This window comes from Brachybacterium sp. NBEC-018 (genome assembly GCF_024860185.1).
Classification (GTDB): domain Bacteria; phylum Actinomycetota; class Actinomycetes; order Actinomycetales; family Dermabacteraceae; genus Brachybacterium; species Brachybacterium rhamnosum.
On the sequence record NZ_CP100650.1, the window covers coordinates 3,696,591 to 3,715,951 of the forward strand.

13 protein-coding genes and 1 tRNA gene are annotated in these 19,361 nt (G+C 73.5%); 3 read left to right on the top strand and 11 right to left on the bottom strand.

The window, feature by feature from the left end; all coding sequences use genetic code 11:
- Positions 1–425: 425 nt before the first annotated feature.
- The 8 genes from ppc to NLU66_RS17010 form a co-directional block, all read right to left on the bottom strand.
- A complete protein-coding gene (ppc, locus tag NLU66_RS16975; RefSeq protein WP_259360776.1) occupies positions 426–3,263 on the bottom strand; it encodes a phosphoenolpyruvate carboxylase in 2,838 nt (945 codons plus the stop codon).
- A gap of 362 nt (positions 3,264–3,625) precedes the next feature.
- A tRNA-Ser gene (locus NLU66_RS16980) sits at positions 3,626–3,715 on the bottom strand.
- Positions 3,716–3,920: 205 nt separating this feature from the next.
- On the bottom strand, positions 3,921–4,397 hold the full coding sequence (locus NLU66_RS16985; RefSeq protein WP_259360777.1) for a peroxiredoxin: 477 nt from the start codon (positions 4,395–4,397) through the stop codon (positions 3,921–3,923).
- A 59-nt stretch (positions 4,398–4,456) separates the two neighbouring features.
- A complete protein-coding gene (locus tag NLU66_RS16990; protein WP_259360778.1) occupies positions 4,457–5,398 on the bottom strand; it encodes an HAD-IIB family hydrolase in 942 nt (313 codons plus the stop codon).
- A 64-nt stretch (positions 5,399–5,462) separates the two neighbouring features.
- Positions 5,463–7,193, bottom strand: coding sequence for a potassium channel family protein (locus NLU66_RS16995; protein ID WP_259360779.1), 1,731 nt, complete (start codon positions 7,191–7,193; stop codon positions 5,463–5,465).
- Positions 7,194–7,303: 110 nt separating this feature from the next.
- Positions 7,304–7,792, bottom strand: a complete 489-nt coding sequence (locus NLU66_RS17000) for a DUF6328 family protein (RefSeq protein ID WP_259360780.1) — start codon at positions 7,790–7,792, stop codon at positions 7,304–7,306.
- Positions 7,789–8,415 carry a biotin transporter BioY gene (locus NLU66_RS17005; RefSeq protein ID WP_259360781.1) on the bottom strand — a complete coding sequence of 209 codons (627 nt, stop codon included), beginning with the start codon at positions 8,413–8,415 and terminating at the stop codon, positions 7,789–7,791. Before NLU66_RS17005 ends, NLU66_RS17000 begins: the two co-directional genes overlap by 4 nt.
- 85 nt (positions 8,416–8,500) lie before the next feature.
- A complete protein-coding gene (locus tag NLU66_RS17010; RefSeq protein ID WP_259360782.1) occupies positions 8,501–9,220 on the bottom strand; it encodes a M50 family metallopeptidase in 720 nt (239 codons plus the stop codon).
- A 142-nt stretch (positions 9,221–9,362) separates the two neighbouring features.
- Here NLU66_RS17010 and NLU66_RS17015 point away from each other — a divergent pair, with 142 nt between their 5' ends.
- The 3 genes from NLU66_RS17015 (at position 9,363) to NLU66_RS17025 (ending at position 15,944) form a co-directional block, all read left to right on the top strand.
- Positions 9,363–10,934 (top strand): SulP family inorganic anion transporter, encoded by a 1,572-nt coding sequence (locus NLU66_RS17015; protein ID WP_259360783.1) that lies wholly within the window; start codon positions 9,363–9,365, stop codon positions 10,932–10,934.
- 131 nt (positions 10,935–11,065) lie between these two features.
- Positions 11,066–13,333 carry a glycoside hydrolase family 78 protein gene (locus tag NLU66_RS17020; protein ID WP_259360784.1) on the top strand — a complete coding sequence of 756 codons (2,268 nt, stop codon included), beginning with the start codon at positions 11,066–11,068 and terminating at the stop codon, positions 13,331–13,333.
- A gap of 94 nt (positions 13,334–13,427) precedes the next feature.
- Positions 13,428–15,944, top strand: a complete 2,517-nt coding sequence (locus NLU66_RS17025; RefSeq protein WP_259360785.1) for an excinuclease ABC subunit UvrA — start codon at positions 13,428–13,430, stop codon at positions 15,942–15,944.
- 44 nt (positions 15,945–15,988) lie between these two features.
- Here the strand turns inward: NLU66_RS17025 and NLU66_RS17030 are convergent, their stop codons facing one another.
- From NLU66_RS17030 to NLU66_RS17040, 3 genes are read right to left on the bottom strand one after another with little or no spacing between them, the layout of a single operon-like run.
- A complete protein-coding gene (locus NLU66_RS17030; RefSeq protein ID WP_259360786.1) occupies positions 15,989–16,921 on the bottom strand; it encodes a phosphotransferase in 933 nt (310 codons plus the stop codon).
- A gap of 10 nt (positions 16,922–16,931) precedes the next feature.
- A complete protein-coding gene (locus NLU66_RS17035; RefSeq protein ID WP_259360787.1) occupies positions 16,932–17,669 on the bottom strand; it encodes an amino acid ABC transporter ATP-binding protein in 738 nt (245 codons plus the stop codon).
- Entirely contained in the window at positions 17,666–19,144 is a 1,479-nt protein-coding gene (locus NLU66_RS17040) for an amino acid ABC transporter substrate-binding protein/permease (protein WP_259360788.1), read from the bottom strand. The genes NLU66_RS17035 and NLU66_RS17040 overlap by 4 nt, the downstream gene beginning before the upstream one ends.
- Positions 19,145–19,361: the final 217 nt, after the last annotated feature.

The following is a 19,361-nucleotide window of genomic DNA, read 5'->3' on the forward strand; positions in this document are numbered from 1 at the left end:
GCCCCCACGACCCCAATGGCTCTAATGGCTCCAATGGCTCTAATGGCTCTGTTGGCACCAACGGCTCCGTTGGCACCAACGGCTCCGTTGGCACCAATGGCTCTGTCGGCGCCAATGGCTCTGTTGGCTCCCATGGCTCCGTTGCCGCCAATGGCTCTGTTGGCTCCCATGGCTCCGTTGGCGTGAGAGGAACCTTGGGCACCAACCGCAATATTGGCACCACCGGCACTTTTGGCAGCTGAGGGAGCATGGTGGGCCGAGGATGCTCCTTCAGGTGCCAATAGATCTCAGCGAGGCAGGGCGTGGCCGCTCCCGAGCCGGTCCAGCTCCCCCGCCCGCGACGAAGCAGACGGCCCCCGCGACAACGACGACGGCGGCCGCCCCCGAGGAGGGGACGGCCGCCGTCGTGCAGGGGGCTCCGGGGATCAGCCCGTGTTCTTCAGGCCCGCGGCCACACCGTTGATCGTGGTCAGCAGCGCCCGCTGGAGCTCGGGGTCGACCTCCTCGCCGGCCGCGGCGGCGGCGCGCACGCGCTGCAGCATCGCGACCTGCATGTAGGAGATCGGGTCGAGGTAGCGGTCGCGCACGGTGAGGGTGCGCTTGAGCACGGGCTGGTTGTCCAGCAGCTCGAGCACGCCGGTGAGGCGCTCGAGCTCCGCGACGGAGAGCTCGTACTCCTCACGGATCCGCTCGAACAGGGGCCACAGCCGCTCCGGCACCAGCGAGTGCACGTAGTGGGAGGCGATCTGCATGTCCGTCTTCGCGAGCGTCATCTCGACGTTGCTGATGAGCGAGCGGAAGAAGTGCCAGTGCTTCAGCATCTCGTGGAGATCCGGCTCGAGGCCCGCCTCACGGGCGGCCTTGAGGCCGGAGCCGGCGCCGAACCAGCCCGGGACGATCTGGCGGGACTGGGTCCAGCCGAACACCCACGGGATGGCGCGCAGGCCGTCGAGGCCCTTGTCCGAGGTCGCGCGCTTGGAGGGGCGCGAACCGATGTTGAGATCGCCGAGCTGCTCCACCGGGGTTGAGGTCACGAAGTACTCGGGCAGGTCGGGGTCGTCGGCGAGGGTCCGGTACCGCGTGAAGGCGGCGTCGGAGACCTGCTGCATGACCTCGCCGAACCGGTCCAGCTGCTCGGGCGTGGTGCGCGGCGCGGTGTGCAGCGCGGAGCCCTCGATGACGGCCGCGAGCGAGAGGTCGAGGTTCTCGCGCGCGAGCGTGGGCAGCATGTACTTGTCGGAGATGACCTCGCCCTGCTCGGTGAACTTGATCTCGCCCTCGAGCACGCCGTACGGCTGGGCCAGGATCGCGTCGTAGGTGGGGCCGCCGCCGCGGCCGACGGACCCGCCGCGGCCGTGGAACAGGCGCAGGGTGACCCCGTGGCGCGCCGCCGCGTCGCGCAGCGAGCGCTGGGCCTGGTGGATCTCCCACTGGCTCGTGATGACGCCGGCGTCCTTGTTGCCGTCGGAGTAGCCGAGCATGACCTCCTGGCGGTCGCCGTTCAGGCGCACGATCTCGCGGTAGGAGGGGTCGGAGAACAGGCGGTCGAGGATCGCGCCGGAGGTGCGGAGGTCCGCGACCTCCTCGAGCAGCGGCGCGAAGCCGATGTCCGCCCGGTTCTCGTCGCTGCCCGGACCGCCCGCGAGGGTGATGAGCCCCGCCTCGCGCGCCAGCAGCGCCGCGGCGAGGACGTCGTCGGCGCCGTGCGTCATCGAGATGATGTAGGTCTCGATCGCGGCGGTGCCGTAGGAGCGGTGCGCCTCGCGGATCTCGCGGAACACCCCGTAGGTGGTGCGCGTGGCGTCGTCGAGGATCGTCTCGTCCTCGGAGATCGCCGCGCCCACGAGCGGCCGGCGGCTCGAGAGCTCCGAGGAGAGAACGTCCGTGCGCTCCTCGCGGGAGAGCTCGGCGTAGGGCCGGTCCAGCTCGCCCACGCGGTCGAACAGACGGGCGGCGACCTCGTGGTGCTTCACGGAGTGCTCGCGCACGTCGAGGGTCGCGAGGTTCAGGCCGGAGCCGGCGAGCACCTGCTGGGCGATCGCGACGGTGCCGTCGGCGACCTTGTGGGCGCCGTGGCGGGAGAGCGCCGCACGCAGCACCTCGAAGTCCGCCTGGAGCTCCTCGCCGTCGCGGTAGTCCTTGCCGTCCACGTGCGCGTCGCCGCTGCGCAGCCGCGCCCGGGTCGCGGCGAGCTTGGCGCGCATCGCGCCGAGCTTGAGGCGGTAGGGCTCCTGCTCGAAGAGGCGCTGCTGGTTCTCGTCCACCTCGGACTCGAAGGAGAGATCGGCGCGGAGGCTCTCGCGGAGCTCCTCGTCGTCGCCCGTGAGCGCGGAGGAGATCGAGAGATCGGCGATCAGGTCGTTGATGACCTGGGTCGCGATGTCGATCGCGGCCTCCGCCTGGAGCTGGAGCACCTCGCGGGTGACCTGCGCGGTGACGAAGGGGTTGCCGTCGCGGTCGCCGCCGATCCAGGAGCCGAAGCGCAGCGGGACCTGGCGCTCGGAGAGCTCGGCCCCCTTGGCGCGGAGCTCCTCGCGGAGGTCGTCGAGGAACCCGGGCAGGGTCTGGAGGTAGAGCTGGCGCAGGTAGTAGAGGACGTTGCGGGCCTCGTCCTGCGGGGTGGGCCGGTCGCGGCGCAGCTCGTCCGTGAGCCACAGGCCCTCGATCGCCTCGGAGAGGTCGTGGTCCTGGCGGCGGCGCTCGACGCTGCCCTCCGCGGTCTCCGTGGCCAGGAGGTCGGAGATCCGGCGCAGCTTGGTGAGCACCGCGCGGCGGGACGCCTCGGTGGGGTGCGCGGTGAAGACGAGGCGCACGTCGAGGGAGTCGACGGCCTCCTGCAGGCCCTCGGGGCCCACCTTGTCCACGACGCCCTGGACGGCGCGCGGCACCCACGACTCGGCGGCGGGGCGCTCCTGCAGGGCGCGCACGCGGTAGACCTGCTCCGCGGCGTTGGCGAGCAGGAAGTACTGGGTGAAGGCGCGGGTCAGCGGGGTCGCCTGCTCGAGGGGGAGCTCGGCGAGGCGCTTCTGCACGTCACGGGCGGTGGCGGTGCTGCCGGAGGACTTCGCCTCCTTGGTCAGCTGACGGACCTGCTCGACGAGGTCCAGCAGCTCCTGCCCGTGCTGGTCGGAGAGGGTGCGGCCGAGGAGCGTCGACAGCCGGCGCACGCTCGCACGGAGCGGGGCATCGATGTGCGGATCGTCCCCGACGACGGGGAACTCGCTCGTGAGCGTGGGCACAGGGAACGCGTCGGTCTCTGGCACGGGGCCTCCTGATGATCGGCGGCGCCGCAGCACGGCCGCCGACGGTGCGAGCGACCGCGACGGCGCGGGACAACGCCGCCCAGACTACCGCGCGCCGGTTCCGCCCCCACCGCGAGGGCCATTCCTCGGGACACCCGCCCGCCGTCGCGCCGCTGCACCACCCCGCCCCACCGGCGATGGTCCGATTCCGTTCCATCGCAGGCCCCGATCCGGAACGGAATCGGACCATCGCCACACATGTGCGCGCGCGGAGGCGGGCACGGGCACGGGCACGGGCGGGGCGGTGCGGGCCGTGGCTCGCACGCAGGCCCGGGAACGCCGACGGGCCCCGGCGCTGTGCACCGGGGCCCGTCGATCGAGGGCGGAGACGAGAGGATTTGAACCTCCGAGGCGGTTTATCACCACCTACTCCCTTAGCAGGGGAGCGCATTCGGCCGCTCTGCCACGTCTCCTCATGACCGTCCGGTGCGAGCACCGGGTGAGGACATGCCGTGACAGCATACGGGAGCCCGAGCATGCGCACCAAAGCGGCGGGAGGGCGATCACGTCACAATCCTGCGACCGGCCGACGGGGGCGGCTCCCGGTCGCGGGACCCGCACCTGCGGCGAGAGTCGTCGGCACCATCGGCGCCGTCCGGTGCCCCGCCGACGACGCACTCAGAGGCCGAGCTTCTCCTGCAGCAGCGCGATGTGCTTCGGGGTGCCCACCCGGTACTTCGCGAACTCGATCCTGCCCTCGGCGTCGATCGCGAAGGTCGAGCGGATGACGCCCTCGACGAGCTTGCCGTACATGTTCTTCTCGCCCCAGGCGCCGTAGGCGGCCATGACGGCGTGCGACTCGTCGGAGGCGAGGTCGTAGGGCAGGTCCTGCTCGGCGACGAAGCGGTCGAGCTCGGGCACCGGATCCGGGGAGACGCCGATGACCCGGTAGCCCGCGTCGAGGAACATCTGGTGGTTGTCCCGCAGGTCGCAGGCCTGCTTGGTGCACAGGGAGGTGTTCGCGGCGGGGTAGAACCACAGCAGCGCGGGGGCGCCGGCGAGGTCCTCGAGGGTGACCCGGCCGCCGCCGGCGAGGGGCAGGTCCAGGGCGGGGGCGGGATCGCCGACGGCGAGCTTGACGGGGGCGGAGGTCATGGGGCTGCTCCTCTGGGGCGGATCGGACGGGAGGGCGGTTCGGTGGGAGGTGGGGCGCGTCAGCGCTCGGCGGGGCCCAGCAGGTGCTCGACCACGGTGACGACGCCGCGCTCCGCGTTCGAGGGGGCGACGTAGCGGGCGAGGGCGAGGATCCCGGGGTGCGCGTTCGCCATCGCGAAGGACCAGTCGGCGACGGCGTACAGGCCCGTGTCGTTGAGGTAGTCGCCGAACACGGCGGTCTGCGCAAGGGTCACGCCGAGCGCCTCCTGGAGGGCGAGCACGCCCTGGCCCTTGTCGACCTCCTGGTTCATGACGTCGATCCAGTGCTGGCCGGAGACGACGACCTGCTCGGTCTCCTCGAAGCGGGCGAAGGCGGGGGCGGTGGCCTCGGCGTCGACCGCGTCGTGCACGGCGAGCTTGAGGACGGGACCCTCGACGTCGGCGAGGTCGTCGACGACGGTGAGGTTCCGGTAGTACTTGCGGGCCTCCGCGAGGAAGGCCGGGTCGGTGCTCTCGACGAAGGCGCCCTCGATGCCGCAGCGCACGAGGCCCAGGGCCGCTCCGCCCGCCGCGAGCTCGCGGACCAGCGCGAGCACCGCCGCCGCGGTCGACTCGGCGACGACGGTGGTGCCGACGATCTCGCCCTCGTGCACCACGAGGGTGCCGTTCTCGGCGATGTAGCTGGCGACGCCCTCGCGGCCGGTCGCGGCGTCGGGGCCGAAGGTCGCCTGCAGGGTCGCGAGCTGGCGGCCGCTCGCGGGGACGAAGGCGACGCCGCGCTCGCGCAGGCGGTCCATGAGCTCCCAGAAGCCCTCGGGGATCTCACCGCCCGGGGTGAGGAGGCTGCCGTCCATGTCGCTCACCACGAGGCGGAGGTCCGCGGCGCCCGCGGGGATCGACTCCCAGCTCACCGGGGCGGTCGTGGCGGTGACGGCGGTGCCGTCGGCGGGGACAGCGGCGGTGCGGTCGACGGTGGTCGGGTCTGCGGGGCTGGGGGTCACGGGGTCCCTTCCGGGGGTCTGGGGGTGCTCCCCCATTGTGGCCCGGCGGCGCGACGGGCGGCGCTCAGCGACGGGCGAGCGGGAGGTAGGTCTCCCGGAAGATGCGCTCCGCGTGCCGATCGCCGAGCAGCAGCAGCTTCACCGCGCCGGAGGGGATCGACTCGGAGTCGTAGGAGAGGGTGCCGTCCTCCCCCGCGACCGCGACGATGTGGCAGCCCGTGCGTCGGTGCACCTCGGAGTTGCGCACGCTGCGGCGCACGAGCACCCGCGGGCAGGGCACGAGGAACAGCTCGTTGCCCTCCGCGATGAGCACGCGGTGGCTGAGCCCGGCGTGGTTCCACAGGTCCGTCGCGCCGATCGTCGCGTAGGAGAGCACGCTGTCCGCGCCGGCCCGGTAGAGCGTCGCGACGTTCCGCTCGTAGGTCGCGCGGGAGACGATCTGCAGCTCGGGCCGCAGGCGCCGGCAGTACAGGGTGAGGTAGACGTTGAGGTCGTCGTCGTGCGGGGTGACGAGCACGCCGGAGGCCTCCTGCAAGCCGGCTTCCCGCAGCACGCGCTGGTCCGCCGCGTCGCCGTGGACCACCTGATAGCTCGCGGTGCCCTCGCGGGCGCCGGTCGAGGCCTCGACCCGGCCGGGGATCTGCTCGACGATCATGCTGGGCACGCCGTCCTCGCTGAGCGCGCGGGAGGCGGCGCGCCCCACGCGGCCGCCGCCGAGGATCACCACGGGCGCCTCGAGCTGCTGGCCGGCGAGGAAGGCCGCGTCGAAGACGGCGAGGTCCTCCGCCTCCCCGGCGAGGATGAGCACCGTGTTCTCGGTGATCCGCTGCTCGGGCTTGAGGGGGCGCAGCCGGCCCTTGCGCATGATCGCGAGGATCCGCACGCGGGAGGAGATCTCCGCGGTCGCCTCGACGAGGGTGCGGCCCACGAGGGAGGTGCCGCGCGCGGCGGCCTCCGCGATGACGGTGCTGCCGAAGCTGCCGATCCGGTGCACCTGGCCGGTCGATCCGAGCACCCGGCCGGCCATCTCGGTGCCGAGCTCCGCGCCGAGCTGGAGCACGTGGTCCGCGCCGGCGAGGCCGAGCACGTCGACGCTCGCCCACTTCTCCGCGGTGACCGCGATCGGCACCTCGCCGGAGACCTGCCGCACGGTGAAGGCGACGTTCGTGTTCGCGGTGTCGGAGAGGGTCGAGGCGATGAGCTTCGCGCGGTCCGCTCCCGCGTTGCGGTAGGTGTAGGCGGAGTCGAGGGGGCCGACGACGACCTGGAGGCCCAGGTCGTGGAGGCGGCCGGCCTCGACCGGGTCCTCGACGACCATGACGGCCGGGGCGCCGGAGCGCTCGGCCCGGGCGATGAAGGTCTGGGTCACTGCGTTGGAGCCGACGAGGATCACGTGGTCGCGCAGCTGGGCGCTCACCTTGCGGGGCGTGCGCGCGGTGTGCCGCATGTCCAGCCACGGCGTGACCATGTAGTTGATGACGAAGAAGGGCAGCAGCACCAGCAGGAAGACGACGCCGCTGAGCAGGACGAGCAGGGAGAACAGGCGACCGGCGTCCGACTCGAAGGTCACGTCGCCGTAGCCGAGGGTCGTCATGGTGGTGATCGCCCAGTACACGGCGCTGATCCACGAGTACTCGCGGCCCTCGCGGGCCATCAGCGCGTGGAAGATGGTGGCGTAGCCGCCGATCATCGTGAGCCCCACGACGAGGAACACGAGGCCGGGCCCGAGGCGTCGCCGCGCGGTGCGGCGGTCGGCGCGGCTCGGGCCGCGGCGCGGTTCGATGGGGTCGCCCATCAGTGCTCCTCCGCTCGAGGTCCCTGGCCGGACCCTGCTGTGACGGGGCCAGCGTAGGCCAGGCGGGGAGCGGCTGCGGACGCCCCCGGGACGCCCGGCGCGCGCGTCGCTCAGCCCTCCCGGCGCGGTGCCAGACCCCGCGGGAGCAGGATCTGCAGCGCCACCAGCAGCACCGCGAGGCCCGCACCGGCGGCCAGCGCCGCCCCGCGGGAGACGACGACGTCGAGCACGAACACGGCGACCGCGACGAGCAGCAGGCCCAGCAGGAGCAGGGCGACCTGCACGAGCACGTCGACCGTGTGGATCATCCGGTCCTTGAGGCGCTGGCGGAACAGCTGCCGGTGCAGGCTCACGGGGGTGAGCAGCAGGGCGACGATGACGAGCGCGAGCAGCAGGAGCCCGAGGTAGAGCGCGGTCTGGAAGGCGTCCAGCTCGGGGAACCGCGCCTGGAAGGGCAGCACGACCAGGAAGGCCGCGAGGATCTGGGATCCCGTCTGCAGGACCCGGATCTCCTGCAGCAGCTCGTTCCAGTTGCGGTCGAGGGTCTCGGCGCGGCTCTCCTCGCGCTCGTAGCGCGGGGCCTGCTGCTCCTCGCTCACCGCCAGTGCGCGTCGACCGCGCGCACGCCGCGCCAGGCGGCGGGGATGAGGACCGCGGCGATGACGGCCTTCACGAGGCCGCCCGCGAGGAACGGGGTGACGCCCACGGCGAGGATGCCGGCGAGGTCGTAGCCGGCGCCCATGACGACGTTCAGGATGTAGGCCATGTAGGGCACGCCCACGAGGAAGGGCACGATGCTCGCGGCGACGAAGCCCACGAGGGCGAGCCACGGGCGGCGGTCCCAGGCGCGCTCGGCGAGCCAGCCGGCGAGGAACGCGGCAGGCACGAAGCCGAGGATGAAGCCGAAGCTCGGGGTCATGATCGCGGCGAGCGAGCCGGAGAAGCCCGCGAACACGGGGAGGCCCGCGAGGCCGGCGACCATGTAGGTCACGAGGGCGGCGGCGCCGCGGCGGGCGCCGAGGGCGGAGCCGACGACGAGCACGGCGAGGGTCTGGCCCGTGATCGGGACGATCGGCAGCGGGATCTCGACCTGGGCGAGCAGCGCGACGATCGCAGCGCCGGCCACCACGAGGACCGCGTCGAGCAGCCACGAGGTGCGATGCAGCAGGGCGTCGGCGAGCACCGGTCGGCGGGTGGGGACGGCGGGGGCCAGGGCGGTCATCGGACTCCTCGGGGAGGGACGGGCACGGGAGCGACCAGGGTAGACCAGCGCCGACGCGCGCAGCGCGCGGTGACCGCGGCGCCGCTCAGAGCAGGTCGCGCAGGCCCGGTGCGAGCACGGCGAGGGCCCAGAGCGTGCAGGCGGCGAGCACGAGCAGGTAGCTGCCGATCCACACGGCGGCGGGCAGCGGGGTGAGGCGGGCGAGCTGCGCGGGGTCGTCCCCGCGGCCGCCGCTGCTCGCGACGACGAGCACGTGCCTCCAGGCGCCCATCAGGAGGAAGGCGCCCACGGCGAGGGTCACGAGGGCGACGAGCGCGGGGCTGCCCCACCACCACACGGCCCCCACGACGGCGGCGCTGCCGAGCACGGCGAGCACCGTGTGCACGGAGCGGGTGAAGACGAGGGAGACGAGCAGCGCCGCGAGCGCGACGGCGAGCGCGGTCCCGGCGGCGCCGGCGAGCGCGACCTGGATCAGCACGGCCCCGAGGAGGGCGGGCGCGGGGTAGCCGGACCAGGCGGAGATCACACGGCCCGGCCCGCGCGGGCGGCCCACGGTGATCGCGTGGCCGGACATGTCCGCGGAGACGACGAAGCCGGTGAAGCGGCGGCCCGCGAGGATCCCCGTCACGGCGTGCCCGAGCTCGTGGACGATCGTCACGGCGGGGCGCAGCAGCCGCCACAGCGGGGCGACGAGCACGGCGACCAGGGCGAGGGCGAGGGAGACGAGGGGCCACCAGGTCCCGCTCGGCACCGGTCCGGGCGCGGCGCGGTCCCCGATCTCGCCGAGCAGCGTGGGCAGGTCCATCCGGCCATGGTGCCAGGGCCGGCCCGGCGCGCCCTGGGAGCGGGCGGGCAGGTGCCGGGGACGCTCACCGCCGTACCCTGGCATGCGGCGGTGAGCGCCGGGGACGCCCGGCTCCGGCCCCGCCCCGATCCCCGAGGACGCCATGACCCCCTCCCCCGCCGTGACCGCGGACGCCCCTGCCCATTCCCAGGAGCGGCCGCCCACCGTGCTCTCCGCGCTGCGCTCCCCGCGCCGGCTGCGGATCGAGCTGCTCTCCGGCCTCGTCGTCGCGCTCGCGATGATCCCCGAGGTGCTCTCCTTCTCCGTGCTCGCGGGCGTGGACCCGAAGGTGGGCCTGTTCACCGCGGTGATCATGGCGATCACGATCGCCGTCGTCGGCGGGCGACCGGCGATGGTCTCCGCCGCGGCGGGGGCGACGGCGCTGGTGATCGCGCCGCTCGTCGCCGCGCACGGCACCGCCTATCTCGTCGCGGCGGTGCTGCTCGCGGGGCTCCTGCAGATCGTGCTCGCGCTGCTCGGCGTCGCGCGGCTCATGCGCTTCATCCCGCGCTCGGTCATGACGGGCTTCGTCAACGCCCTCGCGGTGCTGATCCTGCTGGCCCAGCTGCCGCACCTCGTGGGGCGGGACCTGCCGTGGCTCGTCTACCCGCTGCTCGCCCTCTGCCTCGTGCTGCTCGTGGTGGTGCCGCGGCTGACGTCGGCCGTCCCCGCCCCGCTCGTCGCGATCGTCGCGGTCACGGTGCTCGTGGCCGTCACCGGCTGGCAGGTGCCGGACGTCGCGGACCAGGGCGAGCTGCCCTCCTCGCTGCCGATCCCGGGACTGCCGCACGTCCCCTTCACGCTCGAGACGCTGCGGATCATCGCCCCCTACGCGCTCGCCATGGCGCTCGTGGGGCTCATGGAGTCGCTGCTCACCGCGAAGCTCGTCGACGACATCACGGACACCCGCAGCGACAAGACCCGCGAGTCCTGGGGCCAGGGCGTCGCGAACCTCATGGCGGGCGCCTTCGGCGGCATGGGCGGCTGCGCGATGATCGGCCAGACCATGGTCAACGTGAAGCAGGGCGGGGGCCGCACCCGGCTGTCGACCTTCAGCGCGGGCGTGTTCCTGCTGATCCTCGTGCTGCTGCTGAGCGAGGCCGTGGGCCGGGTGCCGATGGTCGCCCTCGCCGGGGTCATGCTCGCGGTGTGCGCCTCGACCGTGGACTGGCACAGCCTGCGCCCCTCGACCCTGCGCGCCATGCCGCTCTCGGAGACGGTGGTGATGGCGGTGACGGTGGTCGTGACGGTGTGGACGCACAACCTCGCGATCGGCGTGGTGCTCGGCGTGCTCACGGCGATCGTGCTGTTCGCGAGGCGGGTCGCGCATCTCGTGCGCGTGGAGCCGGAGGGGACGACGGCGGGCGGGACCGACGGGACCGACGGGGTCGACGGGGTCGACGGCGGCACGCTCACCGTGCGCCGCTACCGGGTGCGCGGCCAGCTGTTCTTCGCCTCGAGCAACGACCTCGTCCACCAGTTCGACTACGCGGGCGACCCGGAGGAGGTCGTCGTGGACCTCTCCGCGGCGGAGGTCTGGGACGCCTCGACGGTCGCCGCGCTGGACGCGGTGGTCACCAAGTACGCCGAGCGCGGCAAGCGGGCACGGATCGTGGGCCTCGACGGGGCGAGCGCGCGGCGCATGGAGCGGCTCTCGGGCCGGCTCGGCGCCTGAGCGGCCCCTCGGCCCACCGTCCCATCGGCCCACCGTCCCTGCTCCGGGGCGGGCGGAACGCCGGACGGGGCCGACGGCCGCGTGCCAGACTGGCCGCGCCCCGCCCCCTCCGCCGAAGCAGGTGCTGCCGCGTGCCCCCGATCGACGCCTCCCCGGCCCGCTGGATCACGGCGCCCGGGCCGGATCCCCAGAACCCGCAGCTGCGCACCGTGGTCGAGGTGCCCGCGCCCGTCCGCTCCGCCACGCTGCGCGTCACGGGGCTCGGCACCTTCCGTGCGCACCTCGGCGGCCGGGAGGTGGGGCCCGGCCGGCTCGACCCCGGCCTCACCGATCCCCGCGCACGGATCCAGGTGTGCGAGCTCGACGTCACCGCGCTGCTCAGCCCCGGCCGCTCCGTGCTGGGCATCGAGCTGGGCCGCGGCTTCCACGCCCTGACCACGCCCACCGTGTGGCGCTGGGAGCAGGCTCCCTGGCACGGGCCCGTGCGCGCCTGGGCCCATCTGGTCGCGGAGCTCGAGGACGGCAGCACGCTCGAGGTCGCCACCGGCGAGCACTGGCAGGTGCGCCCGGGACCGATCACCGCGGACTCGATGTACGCCGGCGAGACCTTCGAGCCGAGCGGCGACCCGGGCGCGTGGCTCGTGCCGGGGGCGGAGGAGGACGGCTGGACGCAGTCCGTGCTCGCCGACGACGCGGCCGACGGCCCGCTCGTGCCGCAGCGGCAGCCGCCCGTGCGCGAGATCGAGCGGATCACCCCGGCCGTCGTCTCCGCGAGCTCGGACCGCCTCGTGCTCGACATGGGGCGCGTGATCGCGGGCTGGTGCGAGTACGCCCTGGCCGCGTCGGTCCCGCCGGACGCCCCTGCCCTGCGGCTGCGGGCCCGGCACGGCGAGAAGCTGCTCGCGAGCGGGGAGGTGGACTGCGCGAACGAGCACGTGCGCGGCGACCGCTTCCAGGAGGACCGGGTGCGCCTCGAGCCGGGGCATGCGCGCACGTTCGCCCCGCGCCACAGCTACAAGGGCTTCCGCTACGTGCAGATCGACCGCGTGCCCGATCCCGCGGGCGCGGATCGCGGTGAGCCGCTCACCCTCCGCGACCTGGGGACCACGGGGATCCTCGCCCACGCCGCGCTCACCACGGCGAGCACGCTGAACAGCTCCGATCCCTTCCTCGAGCGGTTCGACGACGCCATGCGCCGCTCCCTGTCCAACAACATGCACCACGTCCCCACCGACACCCCGATGCACGAGAAGAACGGCTGGACCGGGGACGCCCTCACGGCCCTCTCCGCGATGACCACGAGCTTCGACATGCACGACATGCTCGCCAAGTGGGCCACCGACCAGGCGGACACGCTGCGCCCCGACGGCGCCCTCGCCGTCATCGCCCCCACGCCCGGCTGGGGCTACGAGGAGCTCTCCCCCGCCCCCGAGTGGACCTGCCTGCTGCCGGCCGTGCTCGAGGAGCTGCTGCTCGAGTACGAAGACGCGGAGCCGCTGCGGGAGCATGCGGCCGCCGCGGCCCGCCACCTCGAGCACGAGCTCGCCCGCCGCGACGAGGACGGCCTGATCAGCGGGGTGCTCGGCGACTACCTCACCCCCGGCAGCCCCGGCCCCGCCCCGGAGGAGAAGCGGCTCAGCGGCACCCTCGCCGTCGCGGGCGGCCTGCGCTCCCTCGCCCGTGCCCTCGATCTCGCCGGTCTCCCGGATCTCACCGGCGTGCCCGCCCCCGCCGCGCTGCGAGCGCAGGCGGGCGACCTCGAGCAGGCCGTGAACCACGTCTTCCTCGACCCCGGCCGCGGGCTCTACCGCGACCCGGGCACGGGCCTCGTGCGGCAGACGAGCCAGATCCTCCCGCTCGCCGCGGGCATCGTCCCTCCCGAGCTCGAGCGCCGGGTGCTTGGCGCCCTCGTCGCGGATCTCGAGGCCCGCGACGCCCATCACGACTGCGGGCACCTCGGGGTGCGCCACCTGTTCCCCGTGCTCTCCGCCCACGGCCACGGCCGGCTCGCCCAGCGGGTGCTCGGCGCCTCCGGGGCGCCGGGCTGGCGGGACTGGCTCGAGGCAGGGAACAGCAGCTTCATGGAGATGTGGGAGAACCCCCGCTCCTGCTCCCACTACTTCATGGGCACGCCGGTCACGTGGATCCACGAGCACGTGGTGGGCCTGCGGCGCGGCCCCGACGGCTGGGGCGAGGCGATCATCGCCCCGGATCCGGACGTCGACGTCGCCCGCATCGCGATGACCCGGCGCACCGTGCGCGGTGACCTCGCCGTGGACATGGACCGCGCGTCGCGGTGCCTCGTGCTGACGGTGCCGGCGTCGATGCGGGCCCTCGTACGGCTCCCCGGCGCCCCGGAGCGGAGCGTCGGCCCCGGCGAGCACACCATGTCCTGGTGAGCGCGGACCGACGTGGCCGGCGCGGCGCCGCCGCCCGTCGGCGCTCCGCCCGTCGGCGCTCCGTCCGTCGGGCCCCGCGAGTAGCCTCGGCCCCGTGACCGATCGCCGCAGCACTCCCCCGCCGATCCCCACGTCGATCACCGTGCGCGGCGCACGCGTGCACAACCTGCGCGGGATCGACGTGGACATCCCGCTGCAGTCCCTCGTCGGCATCGCCGGCGTCTCCGGCTCCGGCAAGTCCTCCCTCGCCATGGGCGTGCTCTACGCGGAGGGCTCCCGGCGCTACATCGAGGCGCTGTCCACCTACACCCGCCGCCGGCTCTCGCAGGCGCCGCGGGCGGACGTCGACGAGGTCGCCCACGTCCCCGCCGCGCTCGCCCTGCGCCAGCGGCCCTCCGTGCCCGGCGTGCGCTCCACCTTCGGCACCTCCACCGAGCTGCTGAACGTGCTGCGCCTGATCTTCTCCCGCCTCGCCGCGCACCTGTGCCCGAACGGCCACCGGGTCCCGCCCACCCTCGACGTCGCCGCCGAGGTCCCCTTCTCCTGCCCCGAGTGCGGGGAGCAGGTGATCGCCCCGGGCGCCGAGGAGCTCGCCTTCAACGCCGAGGGTGCCTGCCCGCGCTGCGACGGGGTCGGCACGATCCGCTCCGTCGACGACGCGTCCCTCGTCCCCGACCCCACGCGGACCCTCGAGGACGGCGCCGTCGTCCCCTGGCAGATGTTCGGCTTCAACGTGCAGCCCGCGATCGCCCGCGAGTTCGGCGTGCGCATCGACGTGCCCTGGCAGGACCTCGAGGAGTGGGAGCGGCAGATCGTCCTCGACGGCCCCGAGGAGAAGAAGCACATCACCGTCACCTCGAAGAAGGGGCTGCACGAGCTCGACTTCACCTTCCGCAACGCGCGCCTCACCGTCACCGAGGAGCTGCGCCGCGCGGACACCGAGAAGCGGCTCGCCCGCGTGGACCGCTTCCTCACCGAGAGCGTCTGCCCGGACTGCGAGGGCACCCGGCTGTCCCCGCGCGCCCGCGGACCGCGGATCGGCGACCTGGGCCTCGCCGGCGCCACCGCCCTCACCCTCGACGCGCTCCTGGCCTGGGCGCCCACGATCATCGACCCCCTGCCGGAGAGCATGCACCCCATGGCGCGGGTGCTCGTCGAGCAGCTCGTCTCGATGGCGGGGCGGCTCACCGAGCTGGGCCTCGGCTACCTCGCCCTGGACCGGGCCGGCTCGAGCCTGTCCACCGGCGAGCTGCAGCGCGTGCAGCTCGCCCGCGCCGTCCGCAACCGCACCACCGGGGTGCTCTACGTGCTCGACGAGCCGAGCATCGGCCTGCACCCCTCGAACATCGAGGGCCTGCTGGGGCTCGTCGAGGACCTCCTCGCCGACGGCAACTCCGTGGTCCTCGTCGACCACGACGTGCAGGTGCTGCGCGCCGTGGACCACCTCGTCGAGATCGGACCCGGCTCCGGCGCGGAGGGCGGCACCGTCATCGCCCAGGGCACCGTCGAGCAGATCGCCGCGGCGCCCGCCTCCCGCCTCGGCGGCTTCCTCGACGGTCGCGAGGAGGTGATCGTGCGGGAGCGCGCCGCGGGCGACGGGGAGTCGCTGCGCCTGGTCACCGACGCGATCCACACCGTCCACCCGCTCGAGGTCGAGCTGCCCCGCGGCCGCCTCACCGCCGTCACCGGGGTCTCCGGCTCCGGGAAGACGACGCTCGTGCTCGACTCCCTCGTCCCCGCGGTGCAGGCCCTCATCGACGACCGCCCCCTACCCGGCCACGTGCGCTCCCTCGAGGCGCCCGGTATCCGGCGCGTGCACCGGATCGACGCGAGCCCGATCGGCGTGAACGTCCGCTCCACCGTCGCGACCTACTCCGGCGTCATGGACGAGCTGCGCCGCGCCTTCGCCCGCACCGAGGACGCCCGCGAGCGCGGGCTCACCCTCAGCGACTTCTCCTACAACACCGGCTCCCTGCGCTGCCCGCGCTGCGAGGGCACCGGGCAGGTCTCCCTCGACGTGCAGTTCCTCCCGGACGTCGACATCGACTGCCCCGAGTGCGGCGGCCACCGCTACGGGCCGCAGGCCGACGCGGTCCTCCGCCCGCGGGCCGACGGCCCCGGCGGGATCTCCCTCCCCCACCTGCTGTCCCTCTCCGTGCGGGAGGCGATCGGGCTCGTCGACGACCTCCCCTCCGTGCGCCGCCGGCTCCAGGCCCTCATCGACCTGGGCCTGGGCTACCTGACCCTCGGGGAGGACACCCCGGCGCTCTCCGGCGGGGAGGCGCAGCGGCTCAAGCTCGCCGGGCAGATCGACCGCCGCCAGGACGACGCCCTCTTCGTCTTCGACGAGCCGAGCGTGGGCCTGCACCCCGAGGACGTCCGCACCCTGCTCGCCGTGCTCGACCGGCTCGTGGAGCGCGGGGCGAGCGTGGTCGTCATCGAGCACGACCTCGACATGATCGCCAACGCGGACCACGTCCTCGACATGGGCCCGGGCGGCGGCGAGGCCGGCGGCCGCGTGGTCGCCCTCGGCACCCCCGAGGAGGTCGCCGCGGATCCGGCGAGCGCGACCGGCCGCCACCTGAGGGCGCACCTCGCCGGGGAGGGCTGAGCGCCCTTCCGGTCGCAGCAGGCCGACGGGCCTCCTGCCGCCGCTCAGCTCCCCGCGTCGGCCAGCAGCCGCGCGAGCGTGCTGCGTCCCAGCTCCGCCATCGCGGGCGACGTCGTCTCGTAGTACCAGACCAGACCGATCGCCTGGGCGAAGGCCCAGGCCTCGCCGCGCCGCCAGGTCAACTCGGGCACGCGGAGGTGCTCGCGCAGCAGGGCACGGGGGCCGGCGTCCAGCAGGTGCCAGGCGACGACGAGGTCCAGAGCGGGATCCGCGGGGCCGAAGCCGCCGCTGTCCAGCACCCCCGCGAGCCGGGGCGCGGTCCCGCCGTCCAGGAGCAGGTTCGCGGGGATGAGGTCCTGGTGGCTCATGACGTCGGCGTCCTCCCGCGGCAGCTCCCGCCACTTCTCCCAGGCGCAGGTGAGCGCGGGGACCGGCAGGAGGTCCTCGCTGCGGGCGAGGCACTCGGCGATCCAGGCGTCGTGCGCGCGCAGGTCCCCGCCGCGGCCCGTGCCGGAGAACGTCCGCCCGCGGGTGGGAACGGCCCGCAGCGCCTCGAGCAGCTGGGCGAGGTCCAGGGCGAGGGGCACGGATCCCGCCGCGCCGGTGGGCGTCGCGATCTCTCCGGGGACCCAGGTCTGCAGGGACCACGGGAGCGGGTAGCCGTGGCCGCCGCGGCCGATCATGAGCGGCCGCGGCGCGGGCACCGGGACGGCTCCGGCGAGCTCCGCCATCGCGGCGTGCTCGCGACCGAGCGACGCGCGCACCGCGCGCGGATCCTCCCCGGTGAGCGGGAAGCGCGCGACGAGCCCCTCCCCCACCCGCACCACGTGGCTCGTGGTGCCGGCCCCGGGGAGCAGGTGGATCTCGGCGTCGGCGGGCAGCTCGACGTGCGCGGGCGCCTGCTCGCGCAGCAGCCGCTCGGCGACGGCGCGGGTCAGCGAGTGCTGCCCCTCGTGCAGGGCGTCGTCGGCGCTCACGGGCGCGCCGTCACAGCACCTTGGAGAGGAAGTCGCGCAGGCGGGGGCTCTGCGGGTTCCCGAAGATCTCCGCCGGCGGGCCCTCCTCGACGACGACGCCGCCGTCCATGAACACGGTGCGCTGGGAGACCTCGCGGGCGAAGCCCATCTCGTGGGTCACGAGCACCATGGTCATGCCGCCCTCGGCGAGGTCGCGGATCACCTGCAGCACCTCGCCCACCATCTCGGGGTCCAGGGCGCTCGTGGCCTCGTCGAACAGCATGACCTCGGGCTCCATGGCGAGCGCGCGGGCGATCGCGACGCGCTGCTTCTGCCCGCCGGAGAGGGACGCCGGCTTCGCGGCGGCCTTGTCCCCGAGGCCCACCCGCTCCAGGAGCGTGCGCCCGCGCTCGGCGGCCGCGGCCTTCGAGAGCCGGCCCAGCTCCACGGGCGCGAGGGTGACGTTCTCGAGCACGCTCATGTGCGGGAACAGGTTGAAGTGCTGGAACACCATGCCGATCCGCTGGCGCACCTCGTCGATCCTCACGTCCTTCGCGGAGAGATCCGCGCCGTCCACGACGATCGTGCCGCCGGAGGGCTCCTCGAGCCGGTTCAGGCAGCGCAGGAACGTGGACTTGCCGGAGCCGGAGGGGCCGATCACGGCGACGACCTCGCCCTCGGCGACGGTGAGGTCGATGCCCTTCAGCACCTCGTTGTCACCGAAGCTCTTGTGGAGGTCCTGGACGATGATCTTCGCGTTCGCGCTCATGCGGCGTACGTCCTCTCGAGACGCTGGGAGAGCAGGGTCAGGGCCGTGATGACGATGAAGTACATGGCCGCGACGATCACCAGGATCTGCGAGGACATGTAGGTCGAGGCGATGATCTGCCGGGACTGGTAGGTGAGCTCGGCGAGGCCGATGACGCTCAGCAGCGAGGTGTCCTTGAGCGTGATGATGCCCTGGTTCACGAAGGACGGGATCATGATCCGGAACGCCTGCGGGAGGACGACCTTCTGCATCGACTTCCAGTGGCCGAGGCCCAGGGAGCGCGAGGCCTCCGTCTGTCCCGGGTCCACGGCCTGGATGCCGCCGCGGATGATCTCGGTCATGTAGGCGCCCGTGTTCAGCGAGAGCGTGATCGCGCCGGCCACGAAGGCCCCCATCTTGAGCTCCGGGAACAGCTGCGGGATCGCGAAGAAGACGAAGAAGGCCTGCACGAGGATCGGCGTCCCGCGGAACACGTAGACATAGGCCGTGGAGATCCAGCGCAGCGGCGCGATCCGGGAGATGCGCCCGAAACCGAAGACGATGCCCAGCACGAACGCCGCGACGATCGAGACGACGGTCGCGAGGATCGTCAGGCCGAGGCCCCGCACGAGGGTCGGCCAGTACGTCGCGGCGACGGAGAGCACGTCGCGGGACTGCTGCGCGCCGCCGTCGGCGTTGAGGTAGGTGTCGACGATCTGGTCGTACTTACCGCTCTCCTCGAGGTTCGCGAGGCCCGTGTTGAAGGCGTCCACGAGCTCGGGGTTCTCCCCCTTGTTCACGGCCATCGCGAAGTCACCGCCGAGGACGGGATCGCCCACGGTCTGGAACCCGGAGCCCTGGGTGATGCCGTACTGGATGACGGGGTAGTCGTCGAAGTAGCCCACCGCGTGGCCGGACTTCACGGCGTCGACGACGTCGGTCGTCTCCTGGTAGGTGTCCACCGTCCAGCCGTACTTCTCGGCGTTCTCCTCGGCGTACTCCTTGCCGGTGGTGCCGTTCTTCACGGCGACCGTCTGGCCCTTGAGCCCTTCGTAGGAGGAGATGTCCGAGCCCTCCGGCACGGCGAGCTGCACGCCGCCGGTGAAGTACGGGTCGGAGAAGTCGAAGGTCTTCTCGCGCTCGTCCGTGACGGTCATGCCGGCGATCACGGCGTCCACCTGGCCGGACTGCAGGGCCTGGAGCGCCGCGTCGAAGCCGAGCGGGCGGATCTCCACCTCGAAGCCCTGGTCCTCGGCGATCGCCTGGATGAGGTCCATGTCGATGCCCTGGAGCTTCCCGTCCTCCCCGGTGAACTCGAAGGGGGCGAACGTGGTGTCCGTGCCGATGACGTAGGTGTCCTTCGGCTCGGCCTGGGCGGCGGTGGGGCCCGCGAGCACGGCGAGCGCGGCGAGGACGGTCACCGCGAGCAGCGCGCCGAGCCTCCGCAGCAGCTCGGGGTGCCGCGCGAGCGACGGGGTGGGGTACGGATCGGGCACAGGGACCTCCTCGGGCGCCCCGGCCCGACGGTCGCCGGCGGCGACGTGACCTCGTGAGGAGGAATGCGGGCGCAGGCGCGGTGCTGCGGTGCAGACGTGCTGGATGCCGTGCCGCGGTGGCGACACGGGCACAGGCACTGTAGTCCCCCCGAGATTCCCGCCCGGCCCGCCGCCCCGCACGGGGCCGGCCGATGGAACACCCTCGCCCCTGGTGACG

Coding starts and splice junctions, on each gene's coding strand:
- NLU66_RS16985 (WP_259360777.1), bottom strand. CDS start 4,397: ATGACCTCCGCCCCCGTCAAGCTCGCCGTCGGCGATCCCGCCCCCGCC.
- NLU66_RS16995 (WP_259360779.1), bottom strand. CDS start 7,193: ATGGGCGACCCCATCGAACCGCGCCGCGGCCCGAGCCGCGCCGACCGC.
- NLU66_RS17005 (WP_259360781.1), bottom strand. CDS start 8,415: ATGACCGCCCTGGCCCCCGCCGTCCCCACCCGCCGACCGGTGCTCGCC.
- NLU66_RS17010 (WP_259360782.1), bottom strand. CDS start 9,220: ATGGACCTGCCCACGCTGCTCGGCGAGATCGGGGACCGCGCCGCGCCC.
- NLU66_RS17015 (WP_259360783.1), top strand. CDS start 9,363: ATGACCCCCTCCCCCGCCGTGACCGCGGACGCCCCTGCCCATTCCCAG.
- NLU66_RS17035 (WP_259360787.1), bottom strand. CDS start 17,669: ATGAGCGCGAACGCGAAGATCATCGTCCAGGACCTCCACAAGAGCTTC.